This is a genomic window from Pedobacter frigiditerrae (assembly GCF_004331645.1).
Classification (GTDB): domain Bacteria; phylum Bacteroidota; class Bacteroidia; order Sphingobacteriales; family Sphingobacteriaceae; genus Pedobacter; species Pedobacter frigiditerrae.
Map to the genome: position 1 here is coordinate 137,825 of NZ_SJSK01000002.1, position 17,641 is coordinate 155,465.

Sequence of the window (17,641 nt, forward strand, 5' to 3'; positions counted from 1 at the left end):
AGGCGTTGAGGTGTAGAGATGTTGAGATGACTTTCAACTTTACAAATACACAACTCAACGACTCAACTCTTATTTAACTTCAAAACTTGATTCTAACTTAATGCCGTCTGACGAACCACCAACCATTACTTTAAAATCTCCTACTTCTGTTACCCAACCCAATTTCTCTTTAAAGAATTTTAATTTATCTGGTGTTAATGTAAAGGTGATGGTTTTACTTTCTCCGGCATTTAACTTTACTTTGGCAAAGTCTTTTAATTCCTTAACTGGTCTTACCAAGGAAGCAAACCTATCTTGAATGTATAGCTGCGCCACCTCTTCTCCTGCTACTTTACCACTGTTTGTTAAAGTAAAGCTTAGGGTAACTGTTTCATTTTTTAATGGCGATGCTTTATCTAATTTTAAACCACTATAAGTAAAATTGGTATAACTTAAGCCATACCCAAAAGCAAACTTAGGATCGTTAGGCGAATCGATATAAGCAGATTTATAAACGATATCTGTAGGTTTTGTAACTGGGCGACCAGTATTATAGTGATTATAGAAAATTGGAATTTGCCCTACGCTTCTAGGAAAGCTCATTGGCAATTTACCAGATGGATTATAATCGCCACTTAACACATTAGCAATGGCATTGCCACCTTGATCGCCTAAAAACCAAGCATACACTACCGCATCTGCTTTATCAGCTATGCTGTTGAATACTAGTGGGCGACCAGCCATCATCACCACAATTACAGGCTTACCTGTTGCTTTAATGGCATTAAACAACTCTTCTTGTTTACCAGGCAAGCTGATGTCTGTACGAGATTTCGATTCTCCACTCATGTCCCAAGTTTCCCCTAAAACCATAACTACAACATCTGCATTTTTTGCTGTTTCTACTGCAGCTGCAAAACCATCAGTTTTAGCATCTTTTACTGTGGCACCTTCAGCATAAGTGAATTTAGTATTTGCAAATTTCGACTTCATCCCCTCAGCAACACTTACAATATTTGCAGTATCGGCATACACCACCCAACTACCCGCCTGGTCTCTTTTAGCATTAACTAAAGGACCAATTAAGGCGATGTTTTTAATGCTTTTCTGCAAAGGAAGAATGGCGTTATTATTTTTTAATAAAACGATAGATTTTTGAGCTGCTGATAAAGCAATTTCTTTATGCTTAGGATCATTCATTACTTTCTCTTCACGTTTTTCATCAGAGAATTTGTAAGGATTATCAAACAGACCTAATTCAAATTTTTTGTACAGGATACGTCTTACCGCATCATCAACATATTTTACATCTACTTTACCACTAGAAACTAATTTCTCCAGTTCTTTTTTGTAAGCTTCGCTTTCCATGTCCATGTCACTACCTGCAACAATTGCTTTTTCGGCAGCTTGGTTCATATTTTTAGCAAATCCCCAGGGAATCATTTCTTTTATAGATCCCCAATCGCTCACTACAAAACCTTTGTATTTCCATTCGCCTTTTAAAATATCACGCTGCAAATAAGCGTTTCCAGTAGCTGGAACGCCGTTTATGGTATTAAATGAATTCATAAAAGTAGCTACGCCAGCATCAGCAGCTGCTTTAAATGGAGGCAGATAAATCTCATTCAATAACTGCTCACTCATGTCAACGGGGTTGTAATCTCTTCCCGCGATTGCGGCACCATAAGCAGCAAAATGTTTAGCACAAGCCATGATTGCATCAACACCACCTAGTTTATTGCCCTGAAAGCCTAAAACCCTTGCTCTAGCAATTGCCGAACCCAAGTATGTATCTTCTCCCGCACCTTCCATTACACGACCCCAACGTGGATCACGAGCAATGTCTACCATAGGTGCAAATGTCCAATGAATACCTGATGAAGCCGCTTCCTCAGCTGCTACGTGAGCAGTTTCCCTAATTGCGGCCATATCCCAAGAGGCAGATTCTGCCAAAGGGATTGGGAAAACAGTTTTATAACCATGAATAACATCCAAGCTAAACAACAAAGGGATTTTTAAGCGAGATTGCAAGGCAACGGCTTGAATTTCCTTTGTATCCTTAACACCTTTTACATTTAACATTGAACCTACCATTCCAGATTTAATGTCATTTAACAGATAGCTTTTCCTATCACTTGTTGGACCTGTAACCTCTTTACCAGAATATTGGTTTAGTTGACCGACTTTTTCTTTTAAAGTCATCAACTTCATCAAAGAATCAACACGTTGATCTATTGATTTTTTTTGGGCATTCATCTTCGGGGTTAATCCAATAATGAGTAAGAGGATTAGGCTTGAAATTTTATTCATCTTCTATTTTAAATTTATTTTTCTTTTTACTAAAGTAGCCGTATAGCTTTTGTTTATGGTTTTTGTAACCCCATCAAAACCACAACAACTGTTATTTATTTTACGCCATCCAGTATTCCTTGGTAGGCGGGTTTTCGTTTGTAATTCGCATCAAAAGGTAGTGGCCAATCTGGTCTTGAGTACGTGCCAGGGATCCAACTATCTCCATCTGTTACGTTCCATGTAGTGATCCCAAATTGTTGAGCCTTTGGAATGGCGTAATAGGTTTTAACAATGAATTTATACTTGGCTGCTTGTTGTTCTGCCAAAGTTGCGGTAAAGGTTAGGTTTGCATCACTTTGAGGATTTACAGTCATGTCTAATTCAGAAATATGTACCAATAATCCAGTTGCAGCGGCTGAAGTAATTGCCGAGGTAATATCCTCATCAGGCTGATTATAACGTGTATGAAGTTGCAATCCTATACCATGAATAGGAATCCCCCTTTGCTTAAGACCGTTCACCAAATTTAATATGGCAGTCCTTTTTACAGGGTTATAATCATGTCCGTAATCGTTATAAAACAACAGGGCACTTGGGTCGGCCTGATGTGCATACTGAAATGCCCGGGCTATATAATCTGTTCCCAATTTCTGAACCCAAATGGTATTTTTATAACCACCATTTTCATCTATAGCTTCGTTAACTACATCCCAAGATGATACCTTACCTTTAAAATGAGTAACAACGGTTTGGATATGTGTTTTCAATAAATTCTCCCAAGCTTGTGTATCACCAGAAAAATTAGTTACCCATTCTGGTACTTCGTACCAGTTTAAAGTATGACCATGCATCCGTTTACCATTTGCTTGAGCTAAGGCAACAATTTCATCGGCATCTTTCCAATTGTAAGTGTTTTCTAATGGATGCAATGCCCAAAACTTCATGGCATTTTCTGCTGTTAAGCTACTATACTCTTTAATGACCAAAGCTTTATAGCTGGAATTGGTTCGCAAGAGTTCGGCACTTACTGAAGCCCCAAATTTAAAAGGCATGTCTTTTAATGTACTTTTTGGCGATTGAAGTGGCAGATCCCTTAAAATACCACTTATTGGATTTATAATTGGATCTAGGAGTGTAGTCTTTTTTGAGCAACTGAATAGACTAAAAACGATAAATAAGACAATTGAATAGTTCTTCATGATGTATAATTTTAAGGTGATTTCTTCTTTTTGTCAAAGAAATCAATTAATTGATACATTTGATAGTTCAATTCGTTCATTTTTTCTATTAGGGGTTTGTACACTTGATAATTGTTATCAACAATGCCCTTATTTGCATTTGTATTTGATGGTTCAGCACCTTTTTGAAGTGGGTCATTATCCATGTATTTAAACCAATGCCAACCTACACAGTTTTTAGATTCAATTAAACTTAAAGTAAAGTTCTGATAGAATAAGCCTCTATCATGCTGTGTTTTAACAACCCACCCAGCCCCAGCTGTATTGCCTAACTCTGAGTCGTCTGCTTTTACATACCATTCGGTAATGATGAATGGCTTGCCCGACCAATTGGCCCAATTAGCCATTAAGGTTTGATCGGGTGTCCAAGCATTATAATAATTCATTGATATGGCATCGATATACTTACCAGCAGCTTTCCATAGCTCGGCAATGTTGCCTTGATTACCGTGAAACCTACAACCCAAGTACATGTGGTTAGGGTCGTATTTTTTAATGGCTTTTGAAACAATAGAAAAGTATTTGTCTGCAACTATGGATAGAAACTCACGACGATCTACATCTGTTATTTTATCGGCAGCAACTCCCCTATCATCAATAAACTTTTTAGCAGTTAAATAACCTGGGTCTTGTTTATCTTTAAGCGTTAAATAGCCATCCAAATTTTTAATACCCAATGGCATTTCGTTATCAGAGAAATAACCAAACAAGTTTGCATCAGTTGAATTGGCTACTAGTTTTTTAGCTGCTTGATCACAAAATGCCTCAAATGCAGCATCGAAAACGAAAATCACATTGTTTGGATAACCTTTATGTCCTGGAACGATGTAAGTACCACCTCTTTTATCACCATAGGCACTCATGAAATCGAGGTTAATGGTATAAGCTAGCGGTTTAGTTTGTTGCAGTGGAGATTTTTGTATTGCTTTTGTGTTAGACCAAGCACCAGTGCCATTGAAACCATTATCAATCAAAAACGCTTGCGTTTTAACCATCCAATTATCTTCATCGCCATATAGTTTAGCAAAGGCTGCTTTGTTTCTATCTGATGAGCCCATGCTTACTGCGTTTAAAGCATTATGGATAAATAGATAACCTTGAGGATCAATTACCCACCAACGATCACCTATCTTTTTGGTGTAATAAAAGCCTGTAGCTTTCTCTTTTCTATCCATTCTACCTCCATATTTATCGGTTCTGATCTTCTTAGATTTAAATTGAGATAAACTCGATAAAGTTCTTGTACTATAGGTTTTATAAGCAGTAAATGAAGCTTTTTCGCTCGAATTGTTCAATACCTTTCTCACCTCAACCTTTTGATTGAAATCTAAACTATCTTGAGCCATAACTTGATGAACAAGCATGATCATTAATCCTGTGAAAACAGCTACAAAATTCCTCATATTTTAATTCCTTTGCTTCTTAACAATGCTTCTAAGTAATAGTAATCTGCATAATTGATTGGCACATCAATTTCAGATTTTGCAGGGCGATGACCTGTGCTGTGTTCCAAGATAAAACCATAATTTGCCCCTGGCTTACTCACATATTTTGAGCTTAGAGAGGCTAAAATTTTATCGGCAGCAGCTTTATACTTTTTACTTTCCTTACTATATTTTGCCAATTCATATAACGCAGAAGCAGTAATGGCAGCAGCTGAAGCATCTCTAGACACATTAGGGATTTGTGGATCGTTGTAATCCCAATAAGGAATACCATCTGCTGGTGTAATTTTGCTGCTTAAAATGTAGTTGGCAATATGGTCTGCCTGCGCTAAATAAGCATTGTTTTTGGTATAACGATAACACAAAGTGTAGCCGTACAAACCCCAAGCTTGTCCACGAGCCCAAGCAGATTCATTCGAATAACCTTGCGCAGTTAGTTTATTCCTCACGTTTCCAGAAACAGTGTCATAATCAATTACGTGCCAAGAGCTAAAATCCGGTCTGTAATGATTTTTCAGGGTTACGTCAGCATGTGAAACTGCAATTTTGTAAAACGATGAATCTCCAGTGAATTTAGTGGCTTCAAAAAGTAATTCTAAATTCATCATGTTATCAATAATAACAGGGTATTTCCATTTATCACCATTATGGTCCCAGGATTTGATTACTCCTGCTTTTGCGTTAAATCTTGTAGATAAAGATTTAGCAGCTTGGATAATTACTGATTTATATTCAGGGTCTTTTGTTACCTTGTAACCATTGCCAAAAGGACAATAGATCATGAAACCTAAATCATGTGTACCTTTATTAAATTGTTCTTTTTTAATATCCTCAGTATATTTTTTCGCTAGGTCTAGCCATCTTTTATCTTTTGTAAATGCATAGAAATACCAAAGTTCGGCTGGGAAAAACCCACTAGTCCAATCTCTAGAAACTACCATTTTAAATTGCCCGTTTTCTACCGTCCGAGGCGAAACCAATGTAGGTTTTATTGCCCTAGCAGAATCAACGTTTTTAATCAATACATCTGTCTGTTTTGCTGCACTTGCAAAAGCCTTTTTAACATTTACTTTTTGGGCTTTAACTGCTCCAAAACTTAAGGCTAATCCTACAATTAAATTAAATTTCAATTTCATAACTTATCTGTTTTAACCCCGCCCTGCGGGCACCCCTAAAGGGGCCTTATTTATTAATATTTATTCTTTTTATCTGATGTTTAAGCTCCTTAAACCTTCCTTCCCTATACCTTCCGCCTCTATCACATCCATATCAAAGGGTGTCTTACCGGTAAATTCCTTATCACTTCCTCATTAGTTGGCTTTAAGTCTAATTTCTTCCAAGTGGTAAACCAATCATAATTATTAAATTGATTTGCACCAAAAATTAATAAGGGCTGGGCAACGGGCCAATTGTCCCAAAACATGACATCTGGTTTTAATGACCATTTACTTTTATCGGCAACAAATGGGTACAAATAGGAAATACCTTTTTTAATTGCCTTACCATCGGCTGTTTCAAACTTCCATAAATTATCTTTTGGTGTAGATAAGATTTGGCAAATCATTGTAAAGGCATCCAAGTTAAAAATGGAATAGCCATAAGGTTTGGTGCGTGCCAACTCTAAAGGAAAGCTACCATCGGTAGCCATTTGATTAGGTAATTGTACATTTTTGTACATCCATCGCAATGAATCTAGCATTGTTTCATCCTTAACTAATTTAGCAAAAGAAGCAACTTGCATTACCCAACAAGCACTATGGTTATTTTTAGCCGTTTTTTCAGCTACGCCATTTTTACTGGTATTTAGCCATAAGATATAATCAGCAAACCATTTTTTGATCTTAGATAAATCACTTTTATTTAAAGATTTGGCTTTCTCCATTACTATAATCCCTTGAGCTACTTCCACTAAATGAATGGTATCTATAATGCCCCAGCTCCTACCCGTTGATGAGCCAATAACGGCTTGGGAAAAAGATAGGTTAGGATTCATTAAAGTTTCTGGATTAACAAACCAAGCCTTTAAATGTATAACGGCTTGTTTAACATACTTTTCATCACCTGTAAGCTGATATGCCGATGCCAATGAGCCAATAATGGCACTGAACCTAATCATCGCTTTACGGTGCGCTATGAAGTTAGCTGGGTTGGTTTCTCCATCACGGTTAATATATGGTCCGCTAGGATTAGCTGGATTTGGCCAAAAGTAATCTGCCTGCGAAAAGAAATCATGCTTACCACCTGTACTTAAAGACGAACTTTCTGCCGTTACTGTTATTGGACTTTGTGTCATGGCCCATTCTGCCTCCCCTAAAATTTGTTTTCGCAGTACATTTTGAGCCTGCAGCTTAATGGTTACCTGTGCGAAACAAGAAAACGATATAAACGTTAGTAAGTAAAAAAGACCTAATCTCTTCATTTGTCTACTGATTTAAAAAAACGGTTGGTATACCCTTAGATTGAACTGAAACTACACTTTTAGCATTATTGGTTTTCATTCTGATGATTGCCCTACCATTATACAATTGAACTTTAGCCGAACCTGTTGATGTTCCTTGGTCTCGGATTAATTCTCCATCCCCTATCAAATTGAACGAAACTAAATTGATGGCATCTAAACATAAAACTCCTTTGTCATCAAACATTTTAACTTCCAATGTGGCAATCCCATCCTTTTCCTCAATTTTATTTAAGGTCATTTTTGCAGGTTTGCCCCACTTTTCAGTTTGGTATTCTTGCGTAATCTCATCAGTAACCGTTACTTTCCCTTTTTTAGCCACAACCTTAAAGGTGTATTTGCCTTTATTCATCGGCACTTGCCAACGCAAACCAGCAGCAGGGAAATTCTGGCTGTCTCTTTTTCTTACGCCAAAGCTTTTTCCATTTACAAAGAGTTCAGCTTCATCACAGTTAGAATAAACCTTTACCATTTTCTCTTCACCTTCTTCCCCCCAACGTACTGGCCAAGAGTGACCGTATAGGTGTACCATTGGTGTGTTTGTCCAGTAAGATTGGAAAATATAAAACGCTTCTTTCTTAGTGAAATCTCTTTCTATGACACCTTTTTGATTAACATAAGGAACCGGATTTTCTGGTCTAATGGGTGTAGAGAAATCCTTAAATGGCCAATAAGCGGTTCCGCTTAACCAAGGCATGGTCTCTTGTTCTTTTAAATGCCAGTCGATCAAGTTGGCAATGTAACTCTCACTCCAATCGCCATCTTTACTTACTCTTGCAGCACCACCATATAATGAAGCATCCCCCGCTCTCTCATCGGCACCGCCACCCTTTTTAATCTTGCTTAATGCGTTATCAGGATTTTCTGAATGTCTGCGAGCGTGACTATCGCCACCCCACTCTACATGTAAAAAGCGGTCAGACTTATTGAACTCGGCCAAGGAAACATCTTTATATTCTGTATAATCTCCACGATACCAACCAGCCCATATAGATGGCGAATAAACATCTACAATGTCTCTACAGAAATCGCATCTTCTTATGGCTGTGCTTCTCGACGGGTCTAATTGGTGAGAAAGAATATTCAGCTCTTTCATAAAAGTTCTGATTTTCTCTTGATCGAATGTGGTAAAATCTCCTGGCCAATCATTTTCATTCCCTAAACCCCATATCATGATGGATGGGTGATTGTAATGTTGCTCTATCATATTGGTCAACATTCTTTTAGCTTGTGCCTGATAGGTTGCACCACCCAAACCGCCTCTGCACCAAGGAATTTCTTCCCAAACCAAAATACCTAGGCTATCACATAGATCGAGTACAATTCTAGATTGTTGGTAATGACCTAAGCGGATGAAATTAACGCCCATTTCTTTCATCATCTTCATTTCGGTAACAATCATTTCCTCGGTCATTGCAGCACCAACACCTGCATGGTCTTCGTGGCGATGTGTACCCCTTAGCAACAATCGCTTGCCATTTAGCATAAATGGCCCCTTTTTAACAAACTCAAATTTCCTGAAACCAACTTTTTGAGAAATAGTTGATTTTTGCCCGTCAGCAATAATATCCATTGTAACGGTGTATTGTTGTGGCAAATCTGTAGACCATAGTTTAGGTGCTCTTAAACTCCAATCCCAAAGCAATGAATCGCCTTTAAAGGTTTTAATGTCTTTGGTAAAATCGGCTATGCTTAAACCATTAGGATCTTTGATATAAATTTTTACTTGAGCATTTTTTGTCTCACTCAAATTATTTAATCGAGCACTTACGGTTAGTTTACCATAACCACCAGTTTCGGCAATTGATGCTTTTGCAAATAATTTGTCTACCGAAACTTGTGGATTATAAACGAGATTTAAGTAACGATAAATACCACCATAAACATTAAAATCCGACAGACTAGAAGGAATCATTTCTAAATCCCTAGAATTATCGCAACGAATAACCACAGGGATTTTGCCTTTAAACTGCGCTTGGTAAACTGGGTTTTTCTTAAACTCAGCAACTGCATCTGTAATATCTGCAGTCCATTCATCATAACCACCAATGTGTTCTGCAACTTTGATATTGTAGATGTAGACAACTGTTTTTTGTCCTGCTCCTTCAAAGTGTAAAACTGTTCTACCTTGTTTGTAAGGATTTTCTACTTCGATATTTGTTCTATACCAACCTGGGCCTTGATAATAATTCACATCTGGGTCTACTGCATCCTTTGCATTAAAACAATGGGGTAAACTTACTTTTTGCCAAAATGGAAGCTCTTCTGGATTGCCAGCTTTAACAGGCCTAACGGCTTCCCAAGCTCCGCCTAAATCTCCTTTTACAAACTCCCAATTATTAACTAATCGTTTTGAAGTTTGTGCTTGCAAAGCTAGATTGGTTGTCAATAAACTGATTAATAAAATAAATGTAATCTTCTTTAACATAATTGCTTAAAATGTTTAATTAAAACTTTTAGTTATCTGATTTAACAAATAACCTTTTTTGTCTGAGCTGTATTCCCAGAACATTACACCTCCTAATTTATTTTTGAGCACATACTCACATTTGTTAGCAACAGACCATTCATCATCATAGGAGATGTATTGTTTGGTTTCTACATTAAACAAATATGGCGCTTTTGCATCCTCATCTTTATAAGCAATAAACCCTTTTTTATCAACCAAACTATCCTTTAAAAACGTATAACCTTTACCATAGTTATTAGCAGCTGATAAAATGGTGTCTCCCAAACCTCTGGTGGAGTTGGGGTTTAACTTTAAATTTCTACCATAAAAGGCAATTCCCATTACTATCTTAGCAGCTGGAACACCTGCATTGATGTAGGCCTGAATGGCTTTATCAGCAGAATTATCTGATGGATAGGTTTTAGAGTTATACAGATTTGTATGATGCCCTGCCCTTTTAGATGAATAATAATCATAAGTCATTAAGTTAATATAATCTAAAAACCGAGCTGCTTTACCCATCTCTGTTTTAGTTAAAAAGGAAGGAAACCCGCCGGTTGCAGTTGTTAACAGTTTCTTTTTACCTGTTTCTTTTTCTAACACATTTAGTTCTTTTCTAATTGCCTCGAACATTAAAGTAAAGTTTTCCTTATCCTCAGGTCGATAAACATTGCCTTCTTCTCCAGGCATTCCTGGATATTCCCAATCTATATCTACACCATCTAAATTGTTTTTACGGATAATGTCAACTGCACTCTTAGCAAAACCTTTCCTCAATGAATCTGTTAAAACTGCACTAGAGAAGTTCTCGCTCCAAGACCAGCCCCCTATTGATATTAAGATTTGCAGGCTTGGACTTTTAGCTTTTAAGGTATTTAATCTCTTGAAGTTTTCTACATCTCTTTTTTCATTATCCAAATAAGCTTGGTTGTTTTTTACATTAACAAAGGCATAATTAATATGTGTTAATTGCTCCACAGCAATTTGGTCTGTATTAATTAAACCACTATACCCGGTTACATAACCTATAACTACAGGTTTTTTATCTGCACTTTTCATTGCAGATAACAGCGCAATAATTAGCAGTAAAAGGAAAATCCAGTTTATTCTGTTGTTTATAAATGCTATCATTTTTTTTATTTTGGTCGGTGGGGACACCGACCAAGGAAATCGAATCCCTTGGCTGGCGTCACCACCAGCCTATCTCTATACTTTTAAACGTAAACTCCTCTTCTCCAAAAACCCAACTATCCTTATCACCACAAATGCTATAAATAACGACCTTATTATTCCTCCAATTCCATAATTGAAATAATGAGGGTAATTAAAATCTATTAAGCTAAATAGCGAATAAAGTAAATATGGAATTAAATAACAGGTTAAAGTACTGGTTCCGGCTGGACTAATTAAGCTAAACCATTTCTTTTTGTCTTTAAAATCTACAATGTAAATCAGTAATTCGAACATCAAAATACTAATGCCCATACAAATGAAAACCCAAGCTGGTGTCGAATAGATTTTAGAAATGCCTCCTGCATAAGGACGAATGATAAATCCAAATAATAGGGATGAAATACCCGCAATAGTTAGTAAAACCCAAAGATTTTGGTCTTTCCCCTTACCAATAAAAATAGTGTACAAAGTGGATATCACAGCACCACCAAGCATTAGAGTAATAGACGAAGCATCGCCAATCATCCATAAATCTATGTGTTGTAAATCCATGTGACTGGTTATATTAATTAAAGCAAAAACGATAAAGGCTGGAAGTAAAAATGCAAACTTCCCTCCGGTGAGTAAGTAAGTTGTAGCTGCAAACAAATAAGCCCAACCAATAATCCCTAAAATGCCCCACCATTGTGGCTCTAAATCTTTGGGGTGTGCTGCATTGCCACCTTTAAACAAGTAGGCCATTGTAGCAACTATGATTATCCCTAATGTAATTAGTGTATATTTTATTGGTTTAGCTAGCTTCTCAGGATAATCTAACCATATCAAGAAAAAGCCAATAGTTAGACTAATCATAAAAACAGGGTAGCTTAAAACCGCTTGGTCGTAATTATAATTCTCCATATTAACGTGAAAAAACCCCATCACAATTAATGCAAATGCTCTTAAAGCTATATAAAGGAAAATAGAGGTAAATGAATCTCCTTTCTTAATTCTACCTTGAATGGCAAAGGGTAACGACAGGCCAACAATAAAAAGAAAAGCAGGAAAAATAAGGTCTGAGAATCCCATACCATCGAAACTCGCTTCCGTATGTTCAATCCATAATGGGATTTTATCCACACCAGCAACATCGTTCACGAAAATCATCAAAAACATGGTGATTGCTCTTAAAATGTCAATTGATGAAATTCTCTTGGGTAGTTGTTTCATTTGATGCTAGGATTTAGATTATTAATTTTCACTTCCATCTTACCTTTTACATTTTCCATTATTTTTTAGTTGCCCAAAATATGGCATTTTTAAATATCAATTTGTAGGCTTCATTCTCAAATAAATCTGCCCCATGACCCATGAAAATGTATACGTTTTTAGCTTTCATTTTTGGATTTGACCAGATTACAGGATGGTCGCCCATTTTAACTTTTGTATCAGGTTCATAGCTCGATTCATCTACACTTGCAATCACTTCTACATTTGGTCGTGGATTTTTATCATAGGTATACCACTCCTCTTTTTTAATGATAAATGGATGTGTTACACCTTTCATGATTGGATGTTTAGGCAATTCTACATTCACCTTTCCTGATGCAAAACCAGGAATGTAACTTTTAAAAGTAATGCCTCCCATAAAATCAGAAAACCAATTCCAAAGCTTGTAGCCATCAAAATCGCCCAATAAGGTAGCGTGATGAAAACCTATCCAACTTGCCCCCTTCTTTTGCACCATGTATTTTTCAAAAGCAGCTTTAGCAATATCGGTCCAGGCATAGGGCGGATAATCTAGTTGTATAAAAAGTTGATATTGCTTTAAAAACTCATCATTTATCCTTTCGGTATTTTTAATATAATCTACAGTGAAATTGCTATCCATTGCCAGCTGATTTAGCCATTCTACAGCTTTTGCTGAATATTTAGTATGATTGCCACCATTTTCATATAAAGCCACCACCTTAAATCTGCTCTTCTTTTGAGCATGCGAAAGCATTGGCGTTATGCATAAAATGAAGATTAAAATACGATAGAATAATTTCATCAGCTTTGCTTATTAGTTAATTGTTTTTACTTGTAAAGCATTTAAAACAGGCTTGCCCTTTATGCCTTTAAACATTAACCTAATTCCCTTATCGTCTGCCACAACACACTCAAACTTCTTTTGAACCGCATTGGCCGCACCATAATTAGCAGCCAAATTGATGTTTTTGATGATTTGTTTATCGTTTAAGTAAACATCAAAAATTCGTTGCTCTGGAATTTCTTTATTGGTAGCTATTAAGCTATCTAGATTATAAGGAAGTGTAGATGCTCCTGTACCTGCCAACTCGGCAAAATACAAAGTGATTTCGTATTTACCCCTTGGTACATCTAATTGATAAGAATCCAATCCTATCAACTGCGTTTGATAAATTGGGTCGTTCAGTGTACTAATAATGTTTTTATCGCTACCATAACTTTGGCGACTGGTATTTTTGGGTTTAAATGCCTCTCCGCCAATGCTACCCCATGAACCTTCTTTGTAAATTTGGTTAGGCAACCAAACTTCTTGATTGTCTTCATCAACAAATTGCCTTTGTGCACCTAAAAGCACATTGAGCGTTTTAAATGGAACGGTTAGGTTATTAAAAATTTCAGGTTTTAAATTGAACGTAATGCTAGTTAAGTCTTCAATTCTATTGCCCTTAACAAAAGACACTGCTTTAATATCGTTCTTACCATTTCTAAATGGAACATTCCAATTGGTTATTTTATCAATTACCTTTTTCTTACCTAATGTTTTGCCATTCACAAAAAGCTCTACCGTATCTGTATTGCTAATTACCTGTAAATTCTGAGTGATTACATTAGCTGCTGATACACCACCTCTTAAATTCCAGTTACCGTTACCAATTTTTAAGAAGGGTTTAGTATTTAAGTAAGCTTTGTATAGGTAGAAAGTGTTTTTGGGTTTTCTATCTAATGTCATTAAACCTTTATTGTTTACGTGGGGCATCGTTTCTTCACGTGTTTCTGAACCGAAATCTGCTAAATTCCACACTGCAGCACCAACTACAAAAGGTCTTTTTAAAATGTCTTTGATATAAATCTGATGATACAACATCCCGTACTCTAAACTTTTATCAAATTTAAGAGGTGTGAAGGCGTGGATTCTAGGGTCTACATCTGCACCAAATTCTGTTACTAAAAGTGGTTTATCAGGAACTTGTTGATGGATTTTATCTAGACTTGGACCGAAATCTTCAGATTTGCCACCATACCAACCCTGATATAGATTCCAGCCAACCAACATAGGTATTTTTACCAAGCCAGCTTTAATGTAACCATTAACATCACCGTGGTTAGACATCATGGTGTATCTAGTTGGATCTGTTTTCCTCGTTAAATCTTCTAAACTTTGTGCTAGCTTCTCAATGTTAGAGAGGTATTTTAATTTTCTTTCTGGCTCATTACTAAACTTCATCCTTAATAAAACTTCGTTCATGTAAGCCCATATAATGATGCTTGGGTGATTGTAGTTTTGCTTAATCATTTCCAGCTGCATTGTTTTGCAATTGTTATAAAACGCTTCAGTTTCTGTAATTTCGTTAACTATTGGTATTTCTACGGATGCTAAAATCCCTAGACTATCGCAGGCATCTAAAACTGATTGGTCTTGTGGATAATGAGCTATACGTAAAAAGTTGCCGCCCATATCTTTTAGTAATTCAACATCTTTTACTTGCAATGATTTAGAAACAGCACTGCCCAATCCCGCAAAATCTTGGTGGCGACTAGCGCCAATTAATTTATAGGGTAAACCGTTTAAGAAAAAGCCCTTTTCTACGTCAAAGCTAAAAAACCTTAATCCAACAGGTGTTTTAACCTCATCTAAAACCTTCCCCGTTTTATCTAATAACTGAGTTGTAGCTTGGTATAAATAAGGGTTTTCTGGCGACCATAAGATGGGGTTTGAGACTTGTATTTTTGGCAATTGAAAAGCAACAACCTTGCTTGCATTAGCTGTAGTTGAAAACTTTACCTCGTTTATCTTTTTTCCAGCTGCATCAGTTAAAGTGCTAAGTATGGTTAACTCGGTATTGGCAAAGGAATTGATTAAGTTTCCATTCACTATTACTTCTGCACTGGCTTTAGTTACTTGATTAGCATGAATATATATTCCTTTTGAAGCGTATTGATTATCTTCAAAATGAATTGGCTCCTTAACCTCTAAAGAAACACTACGATATATTCCACCGAAAAAAGTAAAATCGGCAGTTAATGGGGCAATGTTTTCGTTATAACTATTATCTACTTTAACAGAAACCTCATCAGTCCCATTAAATTTTAAATTTTCTAAAGGAAATCGAAAAGCCGTATAGCCACCTATGTGGCTACCTATTTTTTTACCATTTAGATAAACTTCAGTTTCCTGGTTTGCACCTTCAAAGTATAAAAAAAGCTTTTTGGCTTTCCATTCCGGCTTTAGGACTAACTTCTTTTTATAAATTCCAATTCCCCTATAATAACCAGGCACATCATCCATTGTATCAAAGGCATTCCATGTATGTGGGATGTTAACCATCGAAACAGAAGAGCTATTCCCCTTTTGAAAGCTCCAGTTTGCGTTCAAATTGATTACACTTCTGCCAGTTTTTTGCCCAAAACAGTTAACCGCTATTAAAACGATTAATAACAATAGAACAAGTTTTTGTTGATTTGTTTTGATTTTTTTTAGGCGCAACATTCTTTACAATAGCGTACGAAAAGTTAGATTGATTGGTTATTTGTATTTAATTTGCATCTGATTGTAAAAGTCTTTTAGCACAAAAAATGCTTTTTTCTTTTTACCAGTTTCAGAAATTAATCCCTTACGGTTCCAGAAATTTTGATAAACTGGATGTTGCCTTCTTGGTGACCTAAAGTCAGTTAAAATCCAAGGCGTCATACCTCTAAGTGCATTAATTTGACTTAGCATTTTAATTTGATTTTTATACAAAGCTTCTTGGTATTCTTCGCTCCATCTTGTATTTTCATCTGCGTGAAAACCACCCAAGGCATCGCCACCAAACTCTGTAATTACAACTGGTTTATTGTATTTAATATCGAATTTATAACTGGTAATTTCACTTGGTGTTCCGCCCCAGTACCAACCAGCATATTCGTTAAAACTTACTAAATCTATTTTTTCGCCTAGTGGATCATTTAAAATAATGGTTTTTCCATCTCTGTGTACTTCTAAAGCCGCAGCAACTAATCTTGTATCATCAAGCGACCTTGCGGTTTCGGCTAAATTACCCATGAACTGATGACGAGGTTCGCTCAAAGGTGTTTCATTACCTATAGACCAAACGATCACACTTGCACGGTTTTTATCACGAACAATTAAATCTGTTAATTGCTGTTTTGCATTGGCATAAGTTGCCGGATTTGTCCAGGAGATCGTCCAGTAAACTGGTACTTCGGCCCAAACTAATAGGCCCATTTCATCTGCCAAACGCACCATTTCTTCGTTATGAGGATAATGAGCTAAACGAACATAGTTACAGTTCATGTCTTTTGCCCATTGCAACATCATTCTCATGTCGCCTTCAGAACGTAACCTGCCAGCTATCAGAGGGTTTTCATCGTGAATAGAAATCCCTCTTAAGAAAACAGATTTACCATTTAATAAAATATCAGTTCCTTGGACGCCAATGGTCCTAAAACCAATTTTATCTTGAATATTTTCGGTTGCAGACTTTATGGTTACAGCATATAATTTAGGATTTTCTGGAGACCATAAACTGATCTTGTTCCATATAAATTGCTGATTAATTGTCCCTTCAGTATCTGTAGTAAACGTTTTTTCTAATTTTAACTCAGGAATAGAAACCGTAATATTTTGTCCGGCTGTTGCATCTGCTAATTTTACAGAGAAACTTAAAGTATTGTTGCTTCCTTTTACCAATTGAAGCTTATAATCATTGATATAATGTTGAGGCATTTCTGCTAAGAAAACATCACGAGTAATCCCTCCGTAGTTCCACCAGTCGGTATTTATAGTTGGAATTTCATCGGGTTTCCTTGTGTTATCTGCTTTAACCACCAAAGTATTATCTCCAGCCTTCAATTTTCCGGTAACTTCAAATTGAAATGGTGTAAATCCACCTTTGTGAATGCCTAGTTTTTTTCCATTTAAGTAAACGTGAGCTTCATAATTTACCGCACCAAAATAAACGAAATATCTTTTGTCTGTTTCTGGTTGGGTATTAAACTTACGTCTTAACCAAACTGTACCTTCATACAGTTCTAGTTTTTCAGATTGAGAATTCCAGTCGCCCGGAACATTCATCTGAGGAGATAAATCGAAGTTATATTCAATCAACTCAGCTTTATCTTTTTGAACTTTATCATCATAAAAACCACCCGAACCAGATTTAGATTGGTCGAACGGATCGTGTCTGTAATCATAAAATCCATTTTCATAAGGATCTATAATGTAGTTCCATTTACCATTAAGGCTAAGTATTTTACGAGATTGAATATTTTGTATAGAACTAACTTGTGCGTAAGTGCTAATTGAAACTAGGGAGAGGCAAATTATAAATAGTCTATATTTTAACTTTATCATGGTTTAGGTTTGTGTGTGTTTGTA

General features: G+C 36.4%; 11 protein-coding genes. All 11 read right to left on the reverse strand.

Translation table 11 applies throughout. From position 1 onward, the window contains the following. Window positions 1-69: 69 nt before the first annotated feature. Window positions 70-2,289 carry a beta-glucosidase BglX gene (gene bglX / locus EZ428_RS07830; protein WP_131552601.1) on the reverse strand — a complete coding sequence of 740 codons (2,220 nt, stop codon included), beginning with the start codon at window positions 2,287-2,289 and terminating at the stop codon, window positions 70-72. A gap of 95 nt (window positions 2,290-2,384) precedes the next feature. Next, complete coding sequence (locus EZ428_RS07835; RefSeq protein WP_131552602.1) at window positions 2,385-3,470, reverse strand: endo-1,4-beta-xylanase; 1,086 nt, start codon at window positions 3,468-3,470, stop codon at window positions 2,385-2,387. Window positions 3,471-3,481: 11 nt separating this feature from the next. Beyond that, complete coding sequence (locus tag EZ428_RS07840; protein WP_131552603.1) at window positions 3,482-4,912, reverse strand: agarase; 1,431 nt, start codon at window positions 4,910-4,912, stop codon at window positions 3,482-3,484. Then, window positions 4,909-6,090, reverse strand: a complete 1,182-nt coding sequence (locus EZ428_RS07845) for a glycoside hydrolase family 88 protein (RefSeq protein ID WP_131552604.1) — start codon at window positions 6,088-6,090, stop codon at window positions 4,909-4,911. Before EZ428_RS07845 ends, EZ428_RS07840 begins: the two co-directional genes overlap by 4 nt. 122 nt (window positions 6,091-6,212) lie before the next feature. Next, entirely contained in the window at window positions 6,213-7,373 is a 1,161-nt protein-coding gene (locus EZ428_RS07850; RefSeq protein ID WP_131552605.1) for an alginate lyase family protein, read from the reverse strand. A gap of 4 nt (window positions 7,374-7,377) precedes the next feature. After that, window positions 7,378-9,840 (reverse strand): glycoside hydrolase family 2 protein, encoded by a 2,463-nt coding sequence (locus tag EZ428_RS07855; RefSeq protein ID WP_131552606.1) that lies wholly within the window; start codon window positions 9,838-9,840, stop codon window positions 7,378-7,380. A 15-nt stretch (window positions 9,841-9,855) separates the two neighbouring features. Continuing rightward, window positions 9,856-10,992, reverse strand: a complete 1,137-nt coding sequence (locus EZ428_RS07860) for a glycoside hydrolase family 18 protein (RefSeq protein WP_225871021.1) — start codon at window positions 10,990-10,992, stop codon at window positions 9,856-9,858. Between the two features lie 75 nt (window positions 10,993-11,067). Continuing rightward, entirely contained in the window at window positions 11,068-12,243 is a 1,176-nt protein-coding gene (locus tag EZ428_RS07865) for a DUF5009 domain-containing protein (protein WP_131552607.1), read from the reverse strand. A 58-nt stretch (window positions 12,244-12,301) separates the two neighbouring features. Then, complete coding sequence (locus tag EZ428_RS07870; RefSeq protein WP_131552608.1) at window positions 12,302-13,066, reverse strand: ThuA domain-containing protein; 765 nt, start codon at window positions 13,064-13,066, stop codon at window positions 12,302-12,304. A gap of 12 nt (window positions 13,067-13,078) precedes the next feature. Then, window positions 13,079-15,751 (reverse strand): glycoside hydrolase family 2 TIM barrel-domain containing protein, encoded by a 2,673-nt coding sequence (locus EZ428_RS07875; protein WP_131552609.1) that lies wholly within the window; start codon window positions 15,749-15,751, stop codon window positions 13,079-13,081. A 36-nt stretch (window positions 15,752-15,787) separates the two neighbouring features. After that, complete coding sequence (locus EZ428_RS07880; RefSeq protein ID WP_131552610.1) at window positions 15,788-17,617, reverse strand: glycoside hydrolase family 2 protein; 1,830 nt, start codon at window positions 17,615-17,617, stop codon at window positions 15,788-15,790. Window positions 17,618-17,641: the final 24 nt, after the last annotated feature.